Source organism: Frateuria sp. GZRe14 (assembly GCF_051900395.1).
Classification (GTDB): domain Bacteria; phylum Pseudomonadota; class Gammaproteobacteria; order Xanthomonadales; family Rhodanobacteraceae; genus Frateuria_A; species Frateuria_A edaphi.
This window is the reverse complement of record NZ_JBHZGJ010000001.1, coordinates 2,747,749-2,764,572: the sequence shown is the minus strand read 5'-3', so window position 1 is coordinate 2,764,572 and position 16,824 is coordinate 2,747,749. Positions and strand designations below refer to the sequence as shown.

Below are 16,824 nucleotides of genomic sequence, written 5' to 3'. Positions count from 1 at the left end.
GCCTTTTTTTCGTTATGCCTTGCCGTGGAAAAGCTCGCGCCCGATCAGCATGCGCCGGATCTCGTTCGTTCCGGCGCCGATCTCGTAAAGCTTGGCATCGCGCAGCAACCGCCCGGCCGGGAACTCGTTGATGTAGCCGTTGCCGCCCAGCGCCTGGATCGCCTCCAGCGTCACCCTCACCGCGTTGGTGGACGCGTTGAGCAGGCAGGCCGCCGGATCGATGCGCGACTTGATGCCGGCATCGAACTGCTGCGCCACCAGATACGCGAAGCCACGCGAGGACTGCAGCGCGGTGTACATGTCGGCGACCTTCGCCTGCATCATCCCGAACGTGCCGATCGGCGCGTTGAACTGCTTGCGCTCGCGCACGTAGGGCAGGGTGAGGTCCAGCGCCGCCTGCATCAGGCCGAGCGGGCCACCGGAGAGCACCAGGCGCTCGGTGTCCAGGCCGCTCATCAGCACGCGCACGCCTTCGTTGACCTCGCCCACGATGTTCGCGGCGGGGATCTCGCAGTTGTCGAACACCAGCTCGCAGGTGTTGGAGCCGCGCATGCCGAGCTTGTCCAGCTTCTGGGCGGTGGAGAAACCCTTCATGCCCTTCTCGACGATGAAGGCCGTCATGCACCGGCTGCCTGCCGCGCGTGGGGCGGTACGCATGTAGACCAGCAGCACGTCGGCATCCGGGCCGTTGGTGATCCACATCTTCGAGCCATTGGCGACCCACACGTCGCCTTTCTGCTCAGCCTTGCAGCTCATCGAGCCGACCACGTCGGAACCGGCGCCCGGCTCGCTCATCGCCAGCGCGCCCACGTACTCGCCCGAGCACAGCTTGGGGATGTATTTGCGGCGCTGGTCCTCGTTGCCGTTGTGGAAGATGTTCTGCACGCAGAGGTTCGAATGCGCGCCGTAGGACAGGCCCACCGAACCGGACGCGCGCGAGATCTCCTCCATCGCCACCATGTGCGCCAGGAAGCCCATGCCGGTGCCGCCGTATTCGGTCGGGATGGTCATGCCGAGCAGACCCATCTCGCCGAACTTCAACCACAGGTCGTCAGGGAAGGCGTTCTCGCGGTCGATGCGATCGGCGCGCGGGGCGATCTCCTTCTCCGCGAAGGCGTGCACGCTCTCGCGCAGCAGGTCGATGTCTTCTCCGAGCGGGAACGGGCGCATCCGGGAACTCCTAGAGGTTGGGTGTCGATTTTAGCGCACAGATGTGTGGCGGCCGGTGAGACCCGGAGGTAGTTCTTTGCAGGCGCGGGGAAGCAGCGCCTGCTTCTTCTGTGCGGGGTCGAACAGAAGGCAAAAGAAAAGGCCGCCTCGCGGCGGCCCTTTCCCTGTGCTGCGATGCTTACTGCCCGCGCATGCGGCCCTGGAAGCGCGTACCGCCATTGCCCATGTGCGGCAGCTTGATCTTGCCGATGGACTCGATGCGCTCCTCCGCCAGGCGGTCGGCCGCCTTGTAGGTCGGCACGCCCTGCGTCTTGGAGATCTCGAAGATGCGGCCCAGGTTGTAGTAGATCGTGCGCATCATGCGCATCGCACGCTCGCGGTTGTAGCCGTCGATTTCCAGCGAGACATTCATCACGCCACCGGCGTTGACCGCGTAATCCGGCGCGTACAGCACGCCGCGCTTGTTCAACTCGTCGCCGATCGCGTCGGTCGCCAGCTGGTTGTTGGCCGCGCCGCAGATGATCTTGGCCTTGATGCGGTCGATGGTCTGCTCGTTGACCGTGCCGCCGAGCGCGCACGGCGAGTAGACGTCCGCGTCGACATCGTAGATCTCGTCCAGGCCCACCGCCTCGCAACCCAGCTCGTCGACGCAGCGCTGCACCGCATCCTTGTTGATGTCGGTGACGAACACCTTGGCGCCCTGCTCGCGCAGCAGCTTGATGAACTCCGAACCGACGTGGCCGGCGCCCTGCACGGCGTAGCTGTACTTGCCCACGTCCTCGTTGCCGTGCTTGAAGTTCAGCGCGGCCATCAGGCCCTGCAGCGTACCGAAGGCGGTGAACGGCGACGGATCGCCCGAGCCGCCGTGCACCTGGTGCACGCCGGTGACGTACTCGGTCTCGCGGAACACGTATTCCATGTCGTTGACGTCGATGCCGACGTCCTCGGCGGTGATGTAGCGACCGCCCAGCGAGTTGACGAAACGACCGAACGCGCGGAACAGGGCCTCGGACTTGTCCTTGGACGGATCGCCGATGATCACCGCCTTGCCGCCGCCCAGGTTCAGGCCCGCCACGGCGTTCTTGTAGGTCATGCCGCGCGACAGGCGCAGCACGTCGTTGACCGCGTCCTGCTCGGTCTTGTACGGCCACATGCGCAGGCCGCCGAGCGCGGGGCCCAGCACCGTGTTGTGGATCGCGATGATGGCCTTCAGGCCGGCGTCCTTGTTGTGGCAGAAGACGACTTCTTCGTGACCCGTCTTGGCGATGGTTTCAAAGATCATTGGAACGATGACTCCACGAGTTTGGCGGATGCCACGGGGATGGCATCCCGCAGAAAGGTGGCGGGCCGATCCAGTGCGGACCGCCTCAGCGGCAGAAAACGCTTGAAAGTCAAAGCCCCGGCAAGGGCCGGGGCGGTGAATTCAGTCCGCTAGTTTAATACGTCGGCGCTCCAGCCGTTTCCGCGGCGCAGCAAGCCGGGCGCGAGCGGCGCCCGGCTCCGCCCTCAGCGGTGCCAGTGGCCGCGGTGGAAACGCCAGTCGTCGCCGTGCCGTTCCCAGCGCGCCGGGCGGTAGCGATAACCGGGGCGCTCGCGCACCCAGTAGCCCTCGGTCCACAGGTGCCGGTGGATGCGCGGACTCCAGCGCCAGTAGCCGGGCGCCCACACGTAGCCGCGGCGCGGACGCACGTGCACCACGCGCACCGGCGGGGGCGGCACGCCGACGCGGACGCCGATCGTCACATGGGGGCTGGCCTGCGAGGCCGGCGCGTAGGCGGCAGCGCCCAAGGCCAGGCCGAGGCCGGCGAGCAGGGCGAGGGGGCGGGTGATGGCGGTCATCGTGTTCTCCGGTGAGCGCCGCGTGGGCGGCGTGCAACACGGAAAACGGGGTGGCCGGCCTGGTGTTGACGCGTTGCTCACGCGCATTCAGCAGGCAGCTGGCTTACCGCAAGGCACCCCGTCCGACCTCGGGCACCTTCCGCTATGGACGGGGGAAGGACCCCGGCTGCAACCCGTTGATCCATTCGCGAAAGTGATGGGGGAGAAGCGGACTTCGGCCCGTTGAGCCTTCCCCACAAACGCGGGAAAGGCGCCGACAGGTGGGCGGGGCGCTTCTGCCACGGCCCGCAATGCGGGTCGAAGACGCTTTACAGCTTGCAGTTGGGCGAATGCCCGCCCGCCCGCGCCTGCTGGTACGTCGGCATCAGCTTCTGCGCCTGCTCGCCCAGCACCTGCGCGCGCTTGTCCGGGGCCGGATGGGTAGACAGGAACGTCGGCGTGCCGCCGCTGCCCTGCTTTTCCATCTTCTCCCACAGGGTTACCGCCGCGCGCGGATCGAAACCGGCCTTGGCCATGTAGCGCTGGCCGAGCGTGTCGGCTTCGGATTCCTGCGTGCGCGAGAACGGCAGCAGCACGCCCACGGTGGCACCGGCACCCAACAGCGCCGCGACATTGCCGGCGTCACCGCCACGCGTACCGGCGTAGATGCTGCCGGCGGTTACCGCCGCCTGCGCGGCCATGTTGTCGGACACACGCTCCGCGCCGTGGCGCGCCACCACGTGCGAGAGCTCATGGCCGAGCACCACCGCCAGCTGGTCCTGGTTGCTCGCCACCTTGAACATGCCCTGGTTCACGCCGATGCGGCCGCCGGGAAGGGCGAAGGCATTGGCCGTGTTGTCCTCGATGATCTGGACTTCCCACTGCTGGGTGTTCCACGGCGGCGGCAGCACCGAGATCAGCGCCTGCGCGACACAGGTGGCGTAGGCGCGCTGTTTCGGCGCGTTGGCGAACTTGCCCTGTTGGCGCATCTGGTTGAACGAGGCCAGTCCCATCTGGCTCATCTGCGCATCGGACACCACCATCAGCTGCGAGCGTCCGGTCGGCGAGGTGGAGCAGCCGGCAAGCAGCGCGGCGAGGGCGGCGGCGGTCAGCAGGCGGGGCTTCATGGGCGTCTCCTTTGCGAATGGCAGCGGCCAAGCTTAGCCGCTGCGCCCGCCTAGGCCGCATGAAAGCCCGAGGCCCGTAGGGTGGGCTTCAAGACACCACCGTGGCGTCGCCGCGGCGGGCCGAAGTTCACTACAAAAGAACGAACGGTCGTGCTATTTTACCTGCATGACTGCCGCCACCTCACCCGCCAAGGGCCTCGCCACCCGCGAACTCATCCTGGAACACGCCTACGAACGGGCCTGTGTGGGCGGGCTCGAAGGCCTGTCGATCGGCACCCTCGCCACCGACGTGGGGATGTCCAAAAGTGGCCTGTTCGCCCACTTCGGTTCACGCGAGGACCTGCAGCTGGCGGTGCTGGACTCCGCGGCCCGCCGCTTCATGGCCCACGTGCTGCTGCCAGCGCTCTCCGCCCCGCGCGGCCTGCCGCGCCTGCGCGCGATCGTCGCCCAGTGGTGCGAGTGGGGCCGCATGCACAAGAGCGGCTGCGTATTGCTCACCGCCGCGGGCGAATACGACGGCCGCGAAGGCGCGCTGCACGACGCCGTGGTGGCGCAACAGGCCGGCTGGCGCGGCGAGCTGGAAAAGGCCATCGGCCAGGCCGTCGCCGCGGGCCACCTGCGGGCCGACACCGACGCGGCCCAGCTCGCCTTCGAGATCTACGCGCTGATGCTCGGCCTGCACCACGACGCCGGCCTGTTCGGCTTCGAGCAGGCGAGCCAGCGTATCCACGCTGCATTCGAGCGCCTGTGGCGCAGCTGGCAACCTTGAGGATCGACCCATGTCCACCGTGATGCGCCGCCCGGGGCTGGCCGCCCGTTTCAAGCTCGCCACCGTCCGTACCAGCTTCGCCCTTGGCGGTCGCCTGGCGCCGGGGCGCACTGCCGATCGCGCCGCGCGGCTGTTCGCCACGCCGTTCGCCAGCAGCCGCGTTCGCGCCCAGGCCGCCAGGCCCGATCCGGCCATGCGCCGCGAGACGCTGTCGATCGCCGGCCAGTCCATCGCCACCTATGTCTGGGGCGATCCGGCCACGCAGCCATACGTGCTGCTGGTGCACGGCTGGTCGAGCTTCGGCCTGCGCTTCCTGCCCTGGGTCGGACGCCTGCGCGCGCTCGGCTACGCCGTGGTGACCTTCGACCAACCAGGCCACGGCCTGAGTACCGGCAACTACTGCACGCTGCCGGAGTTCGCCGACACCGTGCGCGCCGTGGGCCGCCATTACGGCGGCGCCGAGCTCGCGATCGCCCATTCGCTCGGCGGCGCCGCCGTCGCGCTGGCCCAAGGCGAATGCTGGCGCGCCCGCAAGCTGGTGCTGATCGCGCCGGCCGCCGACATGCACGCGGCCGCCACCCGCTACTTCCGTTTCGTGCGCCTGGGCGAACACCTGCGTCGTCCCTTCTACGCCTGGCTGGTCAACCGCACCGGCGTCAGCGTGGACGAGTTGCAGATGCACCGCCACGTCACCGCACTCGGCCAACCCGGCTTGATCGTGCACGACCTGGACGACGCCGACGTGCCCTGGGAGGAGGGCGAGCGCTACGCCCGCCACTGGCCCGGCGCGCGGCTGCTCACCACGCAGGGCCTGGGCCACCACCGCGTGCTCGATGCGCCGGAGGTGATCGAATCCGTGCTCGCTTTCGCCGGTGGGGCAGTCGTGGGCGAGCGGATTGTTGCGTCCGTGAACCTCCCGTTCGGGATCGCCTGATCAGCCGACCGCACAAGCATCGTTCTGGCGGTGGCGCGCCAGTTCAATTTGACAATGGACGGTATCGGGCGCAGAAATGCGAACGGCTGGAGAGGATTTTGTCCAGCGTAGGGGACCCAAGGCAAAAGGGAGACAGCCTCATGCGTATGTGCACAGCTTTCTGCACGACAGGGTTGCTTGCAATTTCCACCCTGGTGTTCGCCGCGGACGAGCAGAAGCATCTGGACTTCCAGTCGTTGGACAAAAACCACGACGGTCGCCTCAGTCGCGGCGAGATACCCGACGATCTGGCACTTCTCAAGGCACGTTTCGCGTCCTTCGACCACGACAGTAGCGGCCGCCTGGACCAGGGCGAATTCATTGCCGCGATACGCAGCGTCGATCCGGACGGCAGCGATCCACGCCTCTATTTCTCGTCCAGTCCAGATCACGCCGCGCCGCCGAAGGATCCGATCGTTCGGATACCCAGTTCCAACGGCAATTAGCAGGAAGGTCCCACCCCCTAAAGCTAAGGAGAAGGAAATGCGTTTTCTTACATGTTCGATCGCGGGCCTGCTGGCGGGCATGGTCCAGATGGCGACTGCAGCTTCCCTCCCCGCGGATTTTCGCGGGTTCGACGCCAATCACGACGGCTTCCTGAGTCGTCCGGAACTGCCTCCCGCATCGCCCCTCAAAACGTACTTTGCCAATTTCGACCGGAATCGGGATGGGCAACTGGACACCGCGGAATTGGACAGCGCCAAGCAGGCGGTGCAGGTGCGCGGAGCCACCAATCCGACGCTGGTCGGTCTTCACACGACGCATGATGGCCCGGCGCTTGGACATCCGGTCGGTTACATCAACAACGAGCGCGGGCAATAGCTGCGCCCGTTGTTGTCAGGCAGTGCCATCAGACGCCCCCGGTTCCGGGGGCGTCGCCGTTTCGGGGCTCTCGATAACGTCCCGGGCACTTTCTCGTGTCGAGGTGTTACCGAATCGTCGACTCGGCCTGGCTGAACAGCCCTTCGCCCGTGTCGGATCATTGTCTGCGGCTAGAGCTGTGCTTCACCGCAGCCGGCGCAGAGTCGGGCCGGTGCCGCCCTCGTGAAGCGCGCCTTGCCCAGCTGCAGAGGAGATGTCCGGTGAAAAGCGAAAAATCGTTCCAGATCAGGTGTGGCGTCCTAGCGTTTGCGCTGTGCGGAATCGCGACCGTCGTGTCCGCGCAGCAAGCCCCAGCGCCGGCAACGGTGGACGCGGATTTCCAGGCGATGGACCAGGACCACGACGGTCGCCTGACCCGCTCGGAATTGCCGAAAGACATGGTGCTGTTGCGGACCCGGTTCTCGACATACGACCAGAACCACGACAACAAGCTCGACGCCCAGGAGTTCGCCGCGGCCCAGCTCGCCATGAAGGGAAGCGACAATGCCGCGGGCGGGGACGCGCCCGCGCGGCACGAACCGCCGCCGTCGCATTGATCCCGGTCGAGAGCCCGGGGAAGGGTTCGGCGGGCCTACAGGCAGTGCGCGAGCCTGCGGATAGCCTCGTCGACCGCGCGTGCATCCACGCCACCGTAGCCCAGGATGACGCCGCTTCGACACGCGGCTCCCCGGTAGCACTGCGATAGCGGTCGGATCGATACGCCGACCTGGGCGGCGCGACGCGAGAGTGCGATGTCGTCCATGCCGTCCGGCAGCAGCGCTGCCAGTTGCATGCCTGCTTCCGCGCCGACGACCCGCAGCCGGCCAGGCAGGTGCCGTTCGATCGCCTCCAGCAAGGCGGCCCGCCGCGCCGCATAGAGCGCGCGCATGCGCCTGGTGTGGCGCGCGAAATGCCCTTCGCGGATGAAGTCGGTCATCGCCCGCTGCGGCAGCATCGGCGAGCAGGTGTCCAGCGCATCGCGCGCGGCGCAGAACGCGGGCACCAGGTCCTTCGGCACCACCAGCCAGCCCAGCCGCAGAGCAGGGAACATCACCTTGCTGAAGGTGCCCACGTAGATCACCCGCCCGTCCGCATCGAGCCCTTGCAGCGACGGCACCGGTTTGCCGCCGAAGCGGTACTCGCTGTCGTAATCGTCCTCGACGATCCAGCGTCCCGCGCGCGTCGCCCATTGCAGGAGCTGCATGCGCCGCGAAGCGCTCATCGTCACGCCGAGCGGGAACTGGTGCGATGGCGTGAGATAGACCATCCGCGCCTCGGGCCCGCGACGGATGCCCTCGGCCACGTCCAGCCCGTCCTCATCGACCGGCACCAGCACCGCCTTCGCGCCGACGGCGGCCAGCGCCTGGTGCGCGCCGGGATAACCCGGCTCCTCCATCCACGCGCTGTCGCCGGCATCGAGCAGCACGTGGGTACATACCTGCACGCCGTGCTGCGCGCCGGTGGTGATCATCACCTGCGAGGCGTCGGCCCGCACCGCGCGCACGATGCGCAGGTAATCGGCGACCGCCTCGCGCAACGGCAGGTAGCCGAGCGGATCGCCGTAGACCAGCGATTCGGTGTCCACGCGGCGTGCATGCCGGCTGATCAGGCGTGCCCACACCTCGTGCGGGAACGCGTCCAGCGCCGGCAGTCCCACGCGGAAGGCGCCCTGGCTCTCGAGCCAGGTCTGCTCCGGGCCCGCCATCGCCTGTGCGCGCGCCGCGATCCGTCGGGCAGGCGAGGTCGCCGCCGGCGTCGCGTTGCTGCGACCGCGCCGCGGCTTCTCCGGCGCGCCCAGCGGAATGGTCCCGGCCACGCAGGTGCCGGCGCCGGTGAACGTTTCCAGGTAGCCCTCGGCGTGCAACTGCTCGTAGGCGCTGAGCACCGGCAGGCGCGAGACCTTCAGCTCGCCGGCCAACGCGCGCGTGGAGGGTACGCGTTGGCCCGGCTGGAGCTGCCCCTCTACGATGGCGCGCCGGAACCACTCCGAGAGTTGCCGGTAGATGGGCACGTCGGCACCGGGGTCGAGCGCGATTGGCGGCAACAGGCTGGCGGATACGCGTTTCATGCGCGGCTCCCAAGTGGTCATGCGGGATCATAGCGAAGTGGCTATTCGCGCGAGCCACTGTGGCACCTAAGGTGCATGCTTCCGAGGACACGGTGGGGGCGGCGTGGGCATTGAGCGGCTAGTGGCGAGACGGATCCGGCGACGCATCCTCGGCAGCGTTCTCGCCTGGCTCGTGGCCGGCACCGCATTCGCCCAGGACGCCCCGCGCCAGTCGCGCGACGACGCCTGGTGGACCGGCCCGATGCTCGCCAACTCGGCCGAGACGCTGCCGCGCGGGCACATGCTCATCGAGCCCTACGTCTACGACGTACAGACCCGCGGCAACGATGGCTTCGGCTCGCGCGCCTATGTGCTCTACGGCCTGACCGACGACCTCACCGTCGGCGCCATACCGATCATCGGCTACAACGGCCTGCACCACGGGCCGAACAGTTCCGGCATCGGCGCGGGGGACCAGATCCTGCAGGCGCAATACCGCCTGACCCGCTTCCACGAAGGCAGCTGGTTCCCCACGCTCGCCATCATGCTGCAGGAAGCCGTGCCCACCGGTCGCTACAAGCGCCTGGCGCGGACGGCCGACGGCATGGGCGCCGGCGCCTGGGCGACCACGCTCGGCCTCAACGCGCAGAGCTACTTCTGGATGCCCAACGGCCGCATCCTGCGCGTGCGCTTCAACGCTACGTGGACCTTCGCGCGCCATGCCGACATCGACGGCGCGAGCAGCTACGGCACCGGCCCCGATTTCCACGGCCGCGCCACGCCGGGCGATGCGTTCTACGTCGCGACCGCGTTCGAATACAGCCTCACCCGCCGCTGGGTGCTGGCGCTCGACCTGACCTACAGCCGCAGCGACGCCACCCAGGTGGCCGGCTACGACGACCCGCTCGGCCTGCCGGCGACACCCGTGCGCGCGAGTTCCGGCCGCAGCGAAGCGTTCGGCTTCGCGCCGGCGGTCGAATACAACTTCAACGCGAACGTCGGCGTGCTGCTTGGCGTGCGCGTGATACCGGGCGGGCACAACGTCACCCGCTCGGTCACGCCGGCGATCGCGATCAACATCGTCCGCTGAGTTGAGGCAGCACCCGCGCCTTGTGCGTGGTGCTGGTGTGAAGACGCTTTTCGTGCATTGACAAGCCCTTGTGCCGGGCTCATAACCACCATGCCAGCGCAGGCATCGTCCTTCAGGGCTGAAGAGAGACTGGCCTATCCGCACGGGAGCGGCTTCCGTGTCACCCATGCGTCTGCGGCCACCATGTTGCCGTGCCCGGCACGATCCATAGCTACCGATCGCTCGTGGACTGACAAGGAGACAGCCTATGTGGAATGGAAGAAGGTGGATGACAGTTGCCCTGGTTGCGGGTGCCGTTCCTTTGGCGGCAGCGGCGCAGCTCTCTGCGGACTACCGCAGTCTGGACACCGATCACGACCAGCGTCTGAGCAACAGCGAGCTGCCGCCCGCTTCCCTGCTCAAGGTGGAGTTCGCCCGTTTCGACAAGAACCACGACAAGCTTCTCGACTCGAAAGAGCTGGTCGCCGCCGAGGAGGCAGTGCGATGGCGTACGGAGCCGCACGCATATCCGTACCAGGGGAGCCACCTTGAACACGTAAGCCCGCCACCCTCGAGCCCCGTCGGTTACATCAACAACAACCGTGGGAGTAATGCCTCCGGACAATAGCGGTGGCCGGTAGTGCGTAAGGGTCATAAGACGCCCCCGATTCGGGGGCGTCTTCGTTTCGCGACTGGCCTGAAGTCTGCCGTTGATCTGTGGACGAGCCTTGGGCCCGATTGGCCGATGGCGGAGCATGCCTGGAGTGACTCCTGCGCGCTCATGCGCGAACCCACTAGAATCGAGGGGTTCAGAGCAGACCGATGTCGGAGTCCCCATGAGTTCCCCCGCCAGCCAAGTCCCCGCCGCCGCCGCGCAGGCCGAAACCACCCCGCTGCGTTTCGTCACCGCCGCCAGCCTGTTCGACGGGCACGACGCGGCGATCAACATCATGCGCCGCATCATCCAGAGCCAGGGCGCCGAGGTGATCCACCTGGGCCACAACCGCTCGGTGGAAGACGTCGTGCGCGCCGCGCTGCAGGAAGACGCCGACGCCATCGCGCTGTCCTCCTACCAGGGCGGCCACGTCGAATACTTCAAGTACATGGTGGACATGCTGCGCGAGCGCGGCGCCAGCCACATCCGCGTGTTCGGCGGTGGCGGCGGCACCATCACCCCGGAGGAAATCCGCGAACTGCAGGCCTATGGCGTCGAGCGCATCTATCACCCCAACGACGGGATGAAGATGGGCCTGACCGAGATGATCGAGGACGTCATGCAGCGCACCCGCGCCGCCCAGGCCGCTCGCCTGAAGGCCGAGCCCGCCGGCGTGCCCAAGGTCGACATCGACGACGAAATCTCCGTCGGCCATCTGCTCACCGACATCGAGGAAAGCCGCCTCGGCGACGCCGAGCTGACCCGCCTGCGCAAGGAATGGGGCCTCGCCGGCCGCAAGACCCCAGTGCTGGGCCTCACCGGCACCGGCGGCGCCGGCAAGTCGTCGGTGGTGGACGAACTGCTGCTGCGCTTCCTGCACGCCTTCCCCGAGATGCGCATCGCCGTGCTCGCCGTCGACCCGACCCGCCGCCGCTCCGGCGGCGCGCTGCTGGGCGACCGCATCCGCATGAACTCCCTGCGCTCCCACCGCGTGTACATGCGCTCCATGGCCACCCGCCGCCAGCACATGGCTACCAACGAGGTGCTCAAGGACTGCATCGCGTTCCTCAAGAGCCAGCCCTACGACCTGGTCATCGTGGAAACCGCCGGCATCGGCCAGAGCGACTCGGAGATCGTCGACCTGGTCGACTTCCCGCTCTACGTCATGACCAGCGACTACGGCGCCGCCAGCCAGCTCGAGAAGATCGACATGATCGACTTCGCCGAGCTCATCGTGCTCAACAAGTTCGACAAGCGCGGCGCCGAAGACGCCCTGCGCGACGTGCGCAAGCAGTGGAAGCGCAACCGCACCGCCTTCGCCCTGAAGGACGAGGACGTGCCGGTCTACCCGACCATCGCCAGCCAGTTCAACGACCCGGGCGTGACCTGGATGTTCGCCAACCTGTGCCGCCTGCTGCGCGAGAAGGTGAGCGCCAAGCACGGCCAGGCCATCGGCAGCCCGAGCTGCGACTTCGCCCCCGAGGTCGACACCGCGCTCAAGGAACCGCGCGCCACCGTCCTCATCCCCGGCAGCCGCGTGCGCTACCTCGCCGAGATCGCCGAGCAGGGCAGGGGCATCAACGCCTCCATCGCCCGCCAGGCCGAAGCGGCCAACAAGGCGCAGCACTACTACGAGTCGCTCAAGGAGCTGGACGACGCGCACCTGCCCAAGCCGCTGGACCGCTACCCGGTCGACAGCCTCAAGGCCGAAGGCGACCGCACGCTGACCCTGCTGCGCCAGCGCTACAACGAAGCGGTCAAGGAACTCTCCGCCGAGTCCGTGCACCTGCTGCGCGACTGGCCCGCCCTGCGCGAGTCGGTCACCAAGGACGTCAACGAATACCAGGTCCGCGGCAAGACCATCCGCGTGGAGAACTACCGCGAATCCCTGAGCCACCAGAAGATCCCGAAAGTCGCCCCACCCAAGACCGACAGCTGGGGCGACCAGTTGCTCTTCCTCGGCAAGGAAAACCTCCCCGGCCACTACCCCTACACCGGCGGCGTCTACCCGTACCGTCGTACGGGCGAAGACCCCACCCGCATGTTCGCCGGCGAGGGCACCCCGGAGCGCACCAACCGCCGCTTCCACTACCTGAGCCAGGGCGGCGCCGCCACGCGCCTGTCCACCGCGTTCGACTCGGTCACCCTGTACGGCGAAGACCCGGCCCCGCGCCCGGACATCTACGGCAAGATCGGCAACTCCGGCGTCAACATCGCCACCCTGGACGACATGAAGAAGCTCTACTCCGGCTTCGATCTGTCCGCGCCGACCACCTCGGTCTCCATGACCATCAACGGCCCGGCGCCGATGATCCTCGCGATGTTCATGAACACCGCGATCGACCAGAACGTGGAGAAGTACCTCAAGGCTGACGAAGCCCGCTGGGCCGAGGCCGAGAAGCAGATCGCCAAGCTCTACGAAGGCCGCGAGCGCCCGCGCTACTCGGGTGATCTACCGAAGGGCAACGACGGCCTGGGTCTCGGCCTGCTCGGCGTCACCGGCAACCAGCTCGTCGACGAGGAAACCTACGCCCGCATCAAGGCAGAAACCCTCGCCGCCGTGCGCGGCACCGTGCAGGCCGACATCCTCAAGGAAGACCAGGCGCAGAACACCTGCATCTTCTCCACCGAATTCGCCCTGCGCATGATGGGCGACATCCAGCAGTACTTCGTCGAGCACAAGGTCCGCAACTTCTACTCGGTGTCGATCTCCGGCTACCACATCGCCGAAGCCGGCGCGAACCCGATCAGCCAGCTCGCCTTCACGCTCAGCAACGGCTTCACCATCGTCGAGTACTACCTCGCCCGGGGCATGCACATCGACGACTTCGCGCCGAACCTGAGTTTCTTCTTCAGCAACGGCATGGACCCGGAGTACACCGTCATCGGCCGCGTCGCCCGCCGCATCTGGGCCCGCGCCATGCGCGAGCGCTACGGCGCCAGCCCGCGCAGCCAGATGATGAAGTACCACATCCAGACTTCCGGCCGGTCGCTGCACGCGCAGGAGATCCAGTTCAACGACATCCGCACCACGTTGCAGGCGCTCTACGCGCTGTTCGACAACTGCAACAGCCTGCACACCAACGCCTACGACGAAGCCATCACCACGCCGACCGAGGAAAGCGTGCGCCGCGCCGTGGCGATCCAGATGATCATCAACAAGGAACTGGGCCTCAACTTCAATGAGAACCCCTGGCAGGGCAGCTACGTGGTCGAGGAGCTGACCGACCTGGTGGAAGAGGCCGTCTACAAGGAATTCGAGGCGATCAGCGAGCGCGGTGGCGTGCTCGGCGCCATGGACACCATGTACCAGCGCGGCAAGATCCAGGAAGAGTCGCTGTACTACGAGCACAAGAAGCACGACGGCTCGCTGCCGCTGATCGGCGTGAACACCTTCCTGCCGAAGGAGCATGGCGGGGAAGTGGCCACCGAGATCGAGCTCATTCGTTCCACGGAGGAGGAGAAGGGGCAGCAGATTGCCAACGTGCGGGCGTTTGGGGAGGCGCGGAACGGGTTGGCGCCGGAGAGTCTGAAGCGGTTGCAGCAGACGGCGCGGGAGCGGAAGAACGTGTTCGAGCAGCTCGTTGAAGCCGTGAAGTACAACTCGTTGGGGCAGATTAGCCACGCGTTGTATGACGTGGGTGGGGAGTATCGGAGGAATATGTGATGCGCTCGAGTTACTGCGTCCTAGTTGGGCTCACCTATGCACCTTAAATCTTCTGATCCTGATATTCAGACGATTTGTAGCCGCATCATGGCGGGTGAGTTAGACCTTCAGCCGGAGTTCCAGAGGGGAGAAGTTTGGACGGAATCAAAAAGACAAAGACTTATAGATAGTATCCTCCGGGAATGGCAAGTTCCGCCGATCCATATAGTGGTCGACAACGAAAGTAACATTCAGTCCGTGTTGGACGGACAACAGAGGCTGGCTGCAATAAGAGATTTCGTCGCAAACAGGCTTTCGGTAAATGGAAGAACCGAGCCCCATGACTCAGAAATTGCTGCTCTTCACGGCTTAAGGTATGAATCTCTTCCCAATGAAGTTCGCAGGCGCTTCGACCGCTACTCTTTAAGGGTGTTTTACATCTATGACTACAGCCCGGAGGAGCCGGGTGAACTTTTTTATAGACTAAACCAAAACTCGGCATTGAGCCCCGCCGAGCAGCGAAACGCGTTCTTTGGCCATGCTCGGCGTCAAGTTAAAAATATCATCGAGGAAATTCAGTCCGGTCTCGTTGCCAAGACCTACTTTGGCTTCTCCAATGCGAGGATGGCCTACGACGATATTGTTGCGCGCGCACTCGTGATATTGGAAAACGGGACCCTTCGCCAGAGAGCGTCCTCTGGCCTGCTGGTTGATAAATACCGATCTACTGATGGTTTTTCCGATTCAGCCGTCATGAGGCTCCGTGAGGGGTTGGGCCTTCTAGCAGAAGCGTCCCCGTGGGTGGATTCGCCGATCAAGCTTAACAAAGCGACAGCTCTTAGCTGGTTAGTGTTTTCAGCCAGCGTCGCTCGCATCCTACTAATTTCGCCGAGTGAGTTCGGAAAGTACGTCTCGTTTTTTGAGGACGCGCGAGCGAAACGCAGTGCGAGCTATCACGATAGATGGCTGGCAACGTGGAGTAATCAGGCGCTGGACATATTTGAAGATAGGGCAACCTCGCGGGTCGGCGACGTATCTTCAGTTGTACTTCGTGATCTCGTTCTTTGGATGCACCTAATATGGTTCATTAAGCCGGACAAGACCTTTTTCCGACGGGCCGATTATGAGGCCAAATATATGCCCTTAGTCGAATATATCTCCGATGGAACCAAGGACGTCGATCTGGAGTTACTTGCCGAAGTTACCGCTTGGGGAACATTTCTTTGAAGCCAGCTCAGGTTGAAGATGCTTGGCGGGTTCTTCGGCGGAGTTCGTCTCGTCGGATAAGAAGGTTGTACGTAAAGTGGGCCGATGTGGCGCGCGTGTCTGATGGGTCGTTGGAGTTTTCCAAGCCGTTTTCCATAATATGTGGAGAGAACGGTGTTGGAAAATCAACAATTTTACATTTGGTTTACAGTTCACTTATCCAGCCTGAGAGGCGGTCCGAGGGGGTGGCTTATATACGTGAGGAGTATGGTGAAATCTCTTGCGTGCGCGTGGAACTTGGCCCGTGTCGATCACATGGCGCCCATTCCATCTTTAGCCTTGATGGGGCTCGGAACTATTTTTCCCCTGACGACGAGGGGCTGCGCGTAGCGCTTTTTGATCCAGCCATGCATCTACCGGCGATCCTAAATCTCATTAGAGGGGACGCAAATTTCGCCGAGCTGTTGGAGCCTCTTGGTGTAAGGCGTCTCAGTGAAGATGAGCTAGCGGATGTTTGCTATTTAGTGGGCAGGGAATACGACTCGCTAGACGTCCTGGAGGTTGAGGGCGTAGGGCACTTCGGCGTTTTCCCCTATTTCCGGGCGTCTGTTGCTGGAGTGCTCTATGGTTCTGAAGAAATGGGCTTCGGAGAGCTCTCCCTGCTTTTGATGTACTGGCTCCTTCTTCGATTGCAGGTTGGCTCATTATTGTTACTCGAGGAGCCTGAGACCTTTGTCGCACCAAAATCACAGAGACGACTGACGGAAGTGCTTGCGAGGATCTGTAAAGAGAAGGACCTTATGATTATCGCGACTACTCACTCTCCAATGGTCGCTGGTCACTTTCTAAAAGAGGAAATTACTCTCGTTAGCCGTGACGGCGGAGATGTGACAATCGCGAGTCCACCGCCTCCTGGCGTAGTCGATCGCAGGTTGGAGCTGGTTGAATCCAAGCGCGTTGTTTGGTTGGTGGAGGATGCGCTGGCGGCTCGGGTACTTAGGTTTTTTTTGACGCAGCTTGGTTTTGAGCGGTTCTCACAGATTGTGATAGCTGGTGATAGCCAGTCCGTTGTCTCGATGACGAAAAGTTTGGAGCCATTTTACGGGTCGAACAAAATTTCTTTCCGCGGCGTGCTGGACGGGGACGAGCGAGTTAGGTTGCCCGACCTAGACCAGACTAAATTCGCTTTTCTACCTGGAGAGGCTCGGCCTGAGAAGATTATGCGAGATGCCGTTCGTGCAGCTGAGATAGGTGCGCTCGCTGCACATCTCGGCATGGATGAAGGTCTGCTCAGGATTGCCCGTGGTGGGGCGGCTGGCGAAGAAGATCACGAATGGGTGCATGCTGTGTGTCGCGAGATAGGCATGTCATTAGACGATTTCACGCGCAAGGTCATGTCTTTCTGGTCGCGCGAGAAGAGAGGGGAGAGTTCGCGATTCTTGGAGGCGCTCGTTCTTCTTTCTTCGTAATAGCTAACGGGGCC

The 16,824-nt window shown here is 64.7% G+C and carries 15 protein-coding genes; 10 read left to right on the top strand and 5 right to left on the bottom strand.

Going from position 1 to position 16,824, the window contains the following annotated elements; genetic code table 11:
• Positions 1–12: 12 nt before the first annotated feature.
• The 4 genes from ACFWZ1_RS12595 to ACFWZ1_RS12580 all read right to left on the bottom strand — a co-directional run bounded on the left by ACFWZ1_RS12595 (position 13) and on the right by ACFWZ1_RS12580 (position 4,115).
• The gene (locus tag ACFWZ1_RS12595; protein WP_439666658.1) at positions 13–1,170 is read right to left on the bottom strand and encodes an isovaleryl-CoA dehydrogenase; all 1,158 of its coding nucleotides are present in this window, start codon (positions 1,168–1,170) and stop codon (positions 13–15) included.
• Between the two features lie 178 nt (positions 1,171–1,348).
• Positions 1,349–2,452, bottom strand: a complete 1,104-nt coding sequence (locus tag ACFWZ1_RS12590; protein ID WP_231321024.1) for a Glu/Leu/Phe/Val dehydrogenase dimerization domain-containing protein — start codon at positions 2,450–2,452, stop codon at positions 1,349–1,351.
• A 224-nt stretch (positions 2,453–2,676) separates the two neighbouring features.
• A complete protein-coding gene (locus ACFWZ1_RS12585) occupies positions 2,677–3,009 on the bottom strand; it encodes a hypothetical protein (protein WP_231321023.1) in 333 nt (110 codons plus the stop codon).
• A 308-nt stretch (positions 3,010–3,317) separates the two neighbouring features.
• Complete coding sequence (locus ACFWZ1_RS12580) at positions 3,318–4,115, bottom strand: M48 family metallopeptidase (protein ID WP_231321022.1); 798 nt, start codon at positions 4,113–4,115, stop codon at positions 3,318–3,320.
• A 166-nt stretch (positions 4,116–4,281) separates the two neighbouring features.
• Between ACFWZ1_RS12580 and ACFWZ1_RS12575 the strand changes: the two genes are divergently transcribed.
• From ACFWZ1_RS12575 to ACFWZ1_RS12555, 5 genes are all read left to right on the top strand, one after another.
• On the top strand, positions 4,282–4,884 hold the full coding sequence (locus tag ACFWZ1_RS12575) for a TetR/AcrR family transcriptional regulator (protein ID WP_439666657.1): 603 nt from the start codon (positions 4,282–4,284) through the stop codon (positions 4,882–4,884).
• Positions 4,885–4,894: 10 nt separating this feature from the next.
• Entirely contained in the window at positions 4,895–5,818 is a 924-nt protein-coding gene (locus ACFWZ1_RS12570) for an alpha/beta fold hydrolase (protein WP_439666656.1), read from the top strand.
• A 140-nt stretch (positions 5,819–5,958) separates the two neighbouring features.
• Positions 5,959–6,303, top strand: a complete 345-nt coding sequence (locus tag ACFWZ1_RS12565) for an EF-hand domain-containing protein (protein ID WP_231321019.1) — start codon at positions 5,959–5,961, stop codon at positions 6,301–6,303.
• 37 nt (positions 6,304–6,340) lie between these two features.
• The gene (locus tag ACFWZ1_RS12560; protein WP_231321018.1) at positions 6,341–6,679 is read left to right on the top strand and encodes a hypothetical protein; all 339 of its coding nucleotides are present in this window, start codon (positions 6,341–6,343) and stop codon (positions 6,677–6,679) included.
• A 260-nt stretch (positions 6,680–6,939) separates the two neighbouring features.
• Positions 6,940–7,275, top strand: coding sequence for a hypothetical protein (locus tag ACFWZ1_RS12555; protein WP_439666655.1), 336 nt, complete (start codon positions 6,940–6,942; stop codon positions 7,273–7,275).
• A gap of 35 nt (positions 7,276–7,310) precedes the next feature.
• Here the strand turns inward: ACFWZ1_RS12555 and ACFWZ1_RS12550 are convergent, their stop codons facing one another.
• Entirely contained in the window at positions 7,311–8,786 is a 1,476-nt protein-coding gene (locus ACFWZ1_RS12550) for a PLP-dependent aminotransferase family protein (protein WP_439666654.1), read from the bottom strand.
• 121 nt (positions 8,787–8,907) lie between these two features.
• Between ACFWZ1_RS12550 and ACFWZ1_RS12545 the strand changes: the two genes are divergently transcribed.
• From ACFWZ1_RS12545 to ACFWZ1_RS12525, 5 genes are all read left to right on the top strand, one after another.
• Entirely contained in the window at positions 8,908–9,855 is a 948-nt protein-coding gene (locus ACFWZ1_RS12545; RefSeq protein WP_439666653.1) for a transporter, read from the top strand.
• 268 nt (positions 9,856–10,123) lie between these two features.
• Complete coding sequence (locus ACFWZ1_RS12540) at positions 10,124–10,462, top strand: hypothetical protein (protein ID WP_439666652.1); 339 nt, start codon at positions 10,124–10,126, stop codon at positions 10,460–10,462.
• Between the two features lie 208 nt (positions 10,463–10,670).
• Positions 10,671–14,156 (top strand): methylmalonyl-CoA mutase family protein, encoded by a 3,486-nt coding sequence (locus ACFWZ1_RS12535; protein WP_439666651.1) that lies wholly within the window; start codon positions 10,671–10,673, stop codon positions 14,154–14,156.
• Positions 14,157–14,192: 36 nt separating this feature from the next.
• Complete coding sequence (locus tag ACFWZ1_RS12530; protein WP_439666650.1) at positions 14,193–15,362, top strand: DUF262 domain-containing protein; 1,170 nt, start codon at positions 14,193–14,195, stop codon at positions 15,360–15,362.
• Between the two features lie 110 nt (positions 15,363–15,472).
• The gene (locus ACFWZ1_RS12525) at positions 15,473–16,810 is read left to right on the top strand and encodes an AAA family ATPase (RefSeq protein ID WP_439666649.1); all 1,338 of its coding nucleotides are present in this window, start codon (positions 15,473–15,475) and stop codon (positions 16,808–16,810) included.
• Positions 16,811–16,824 lie beyond the last annotated feature (14 nt).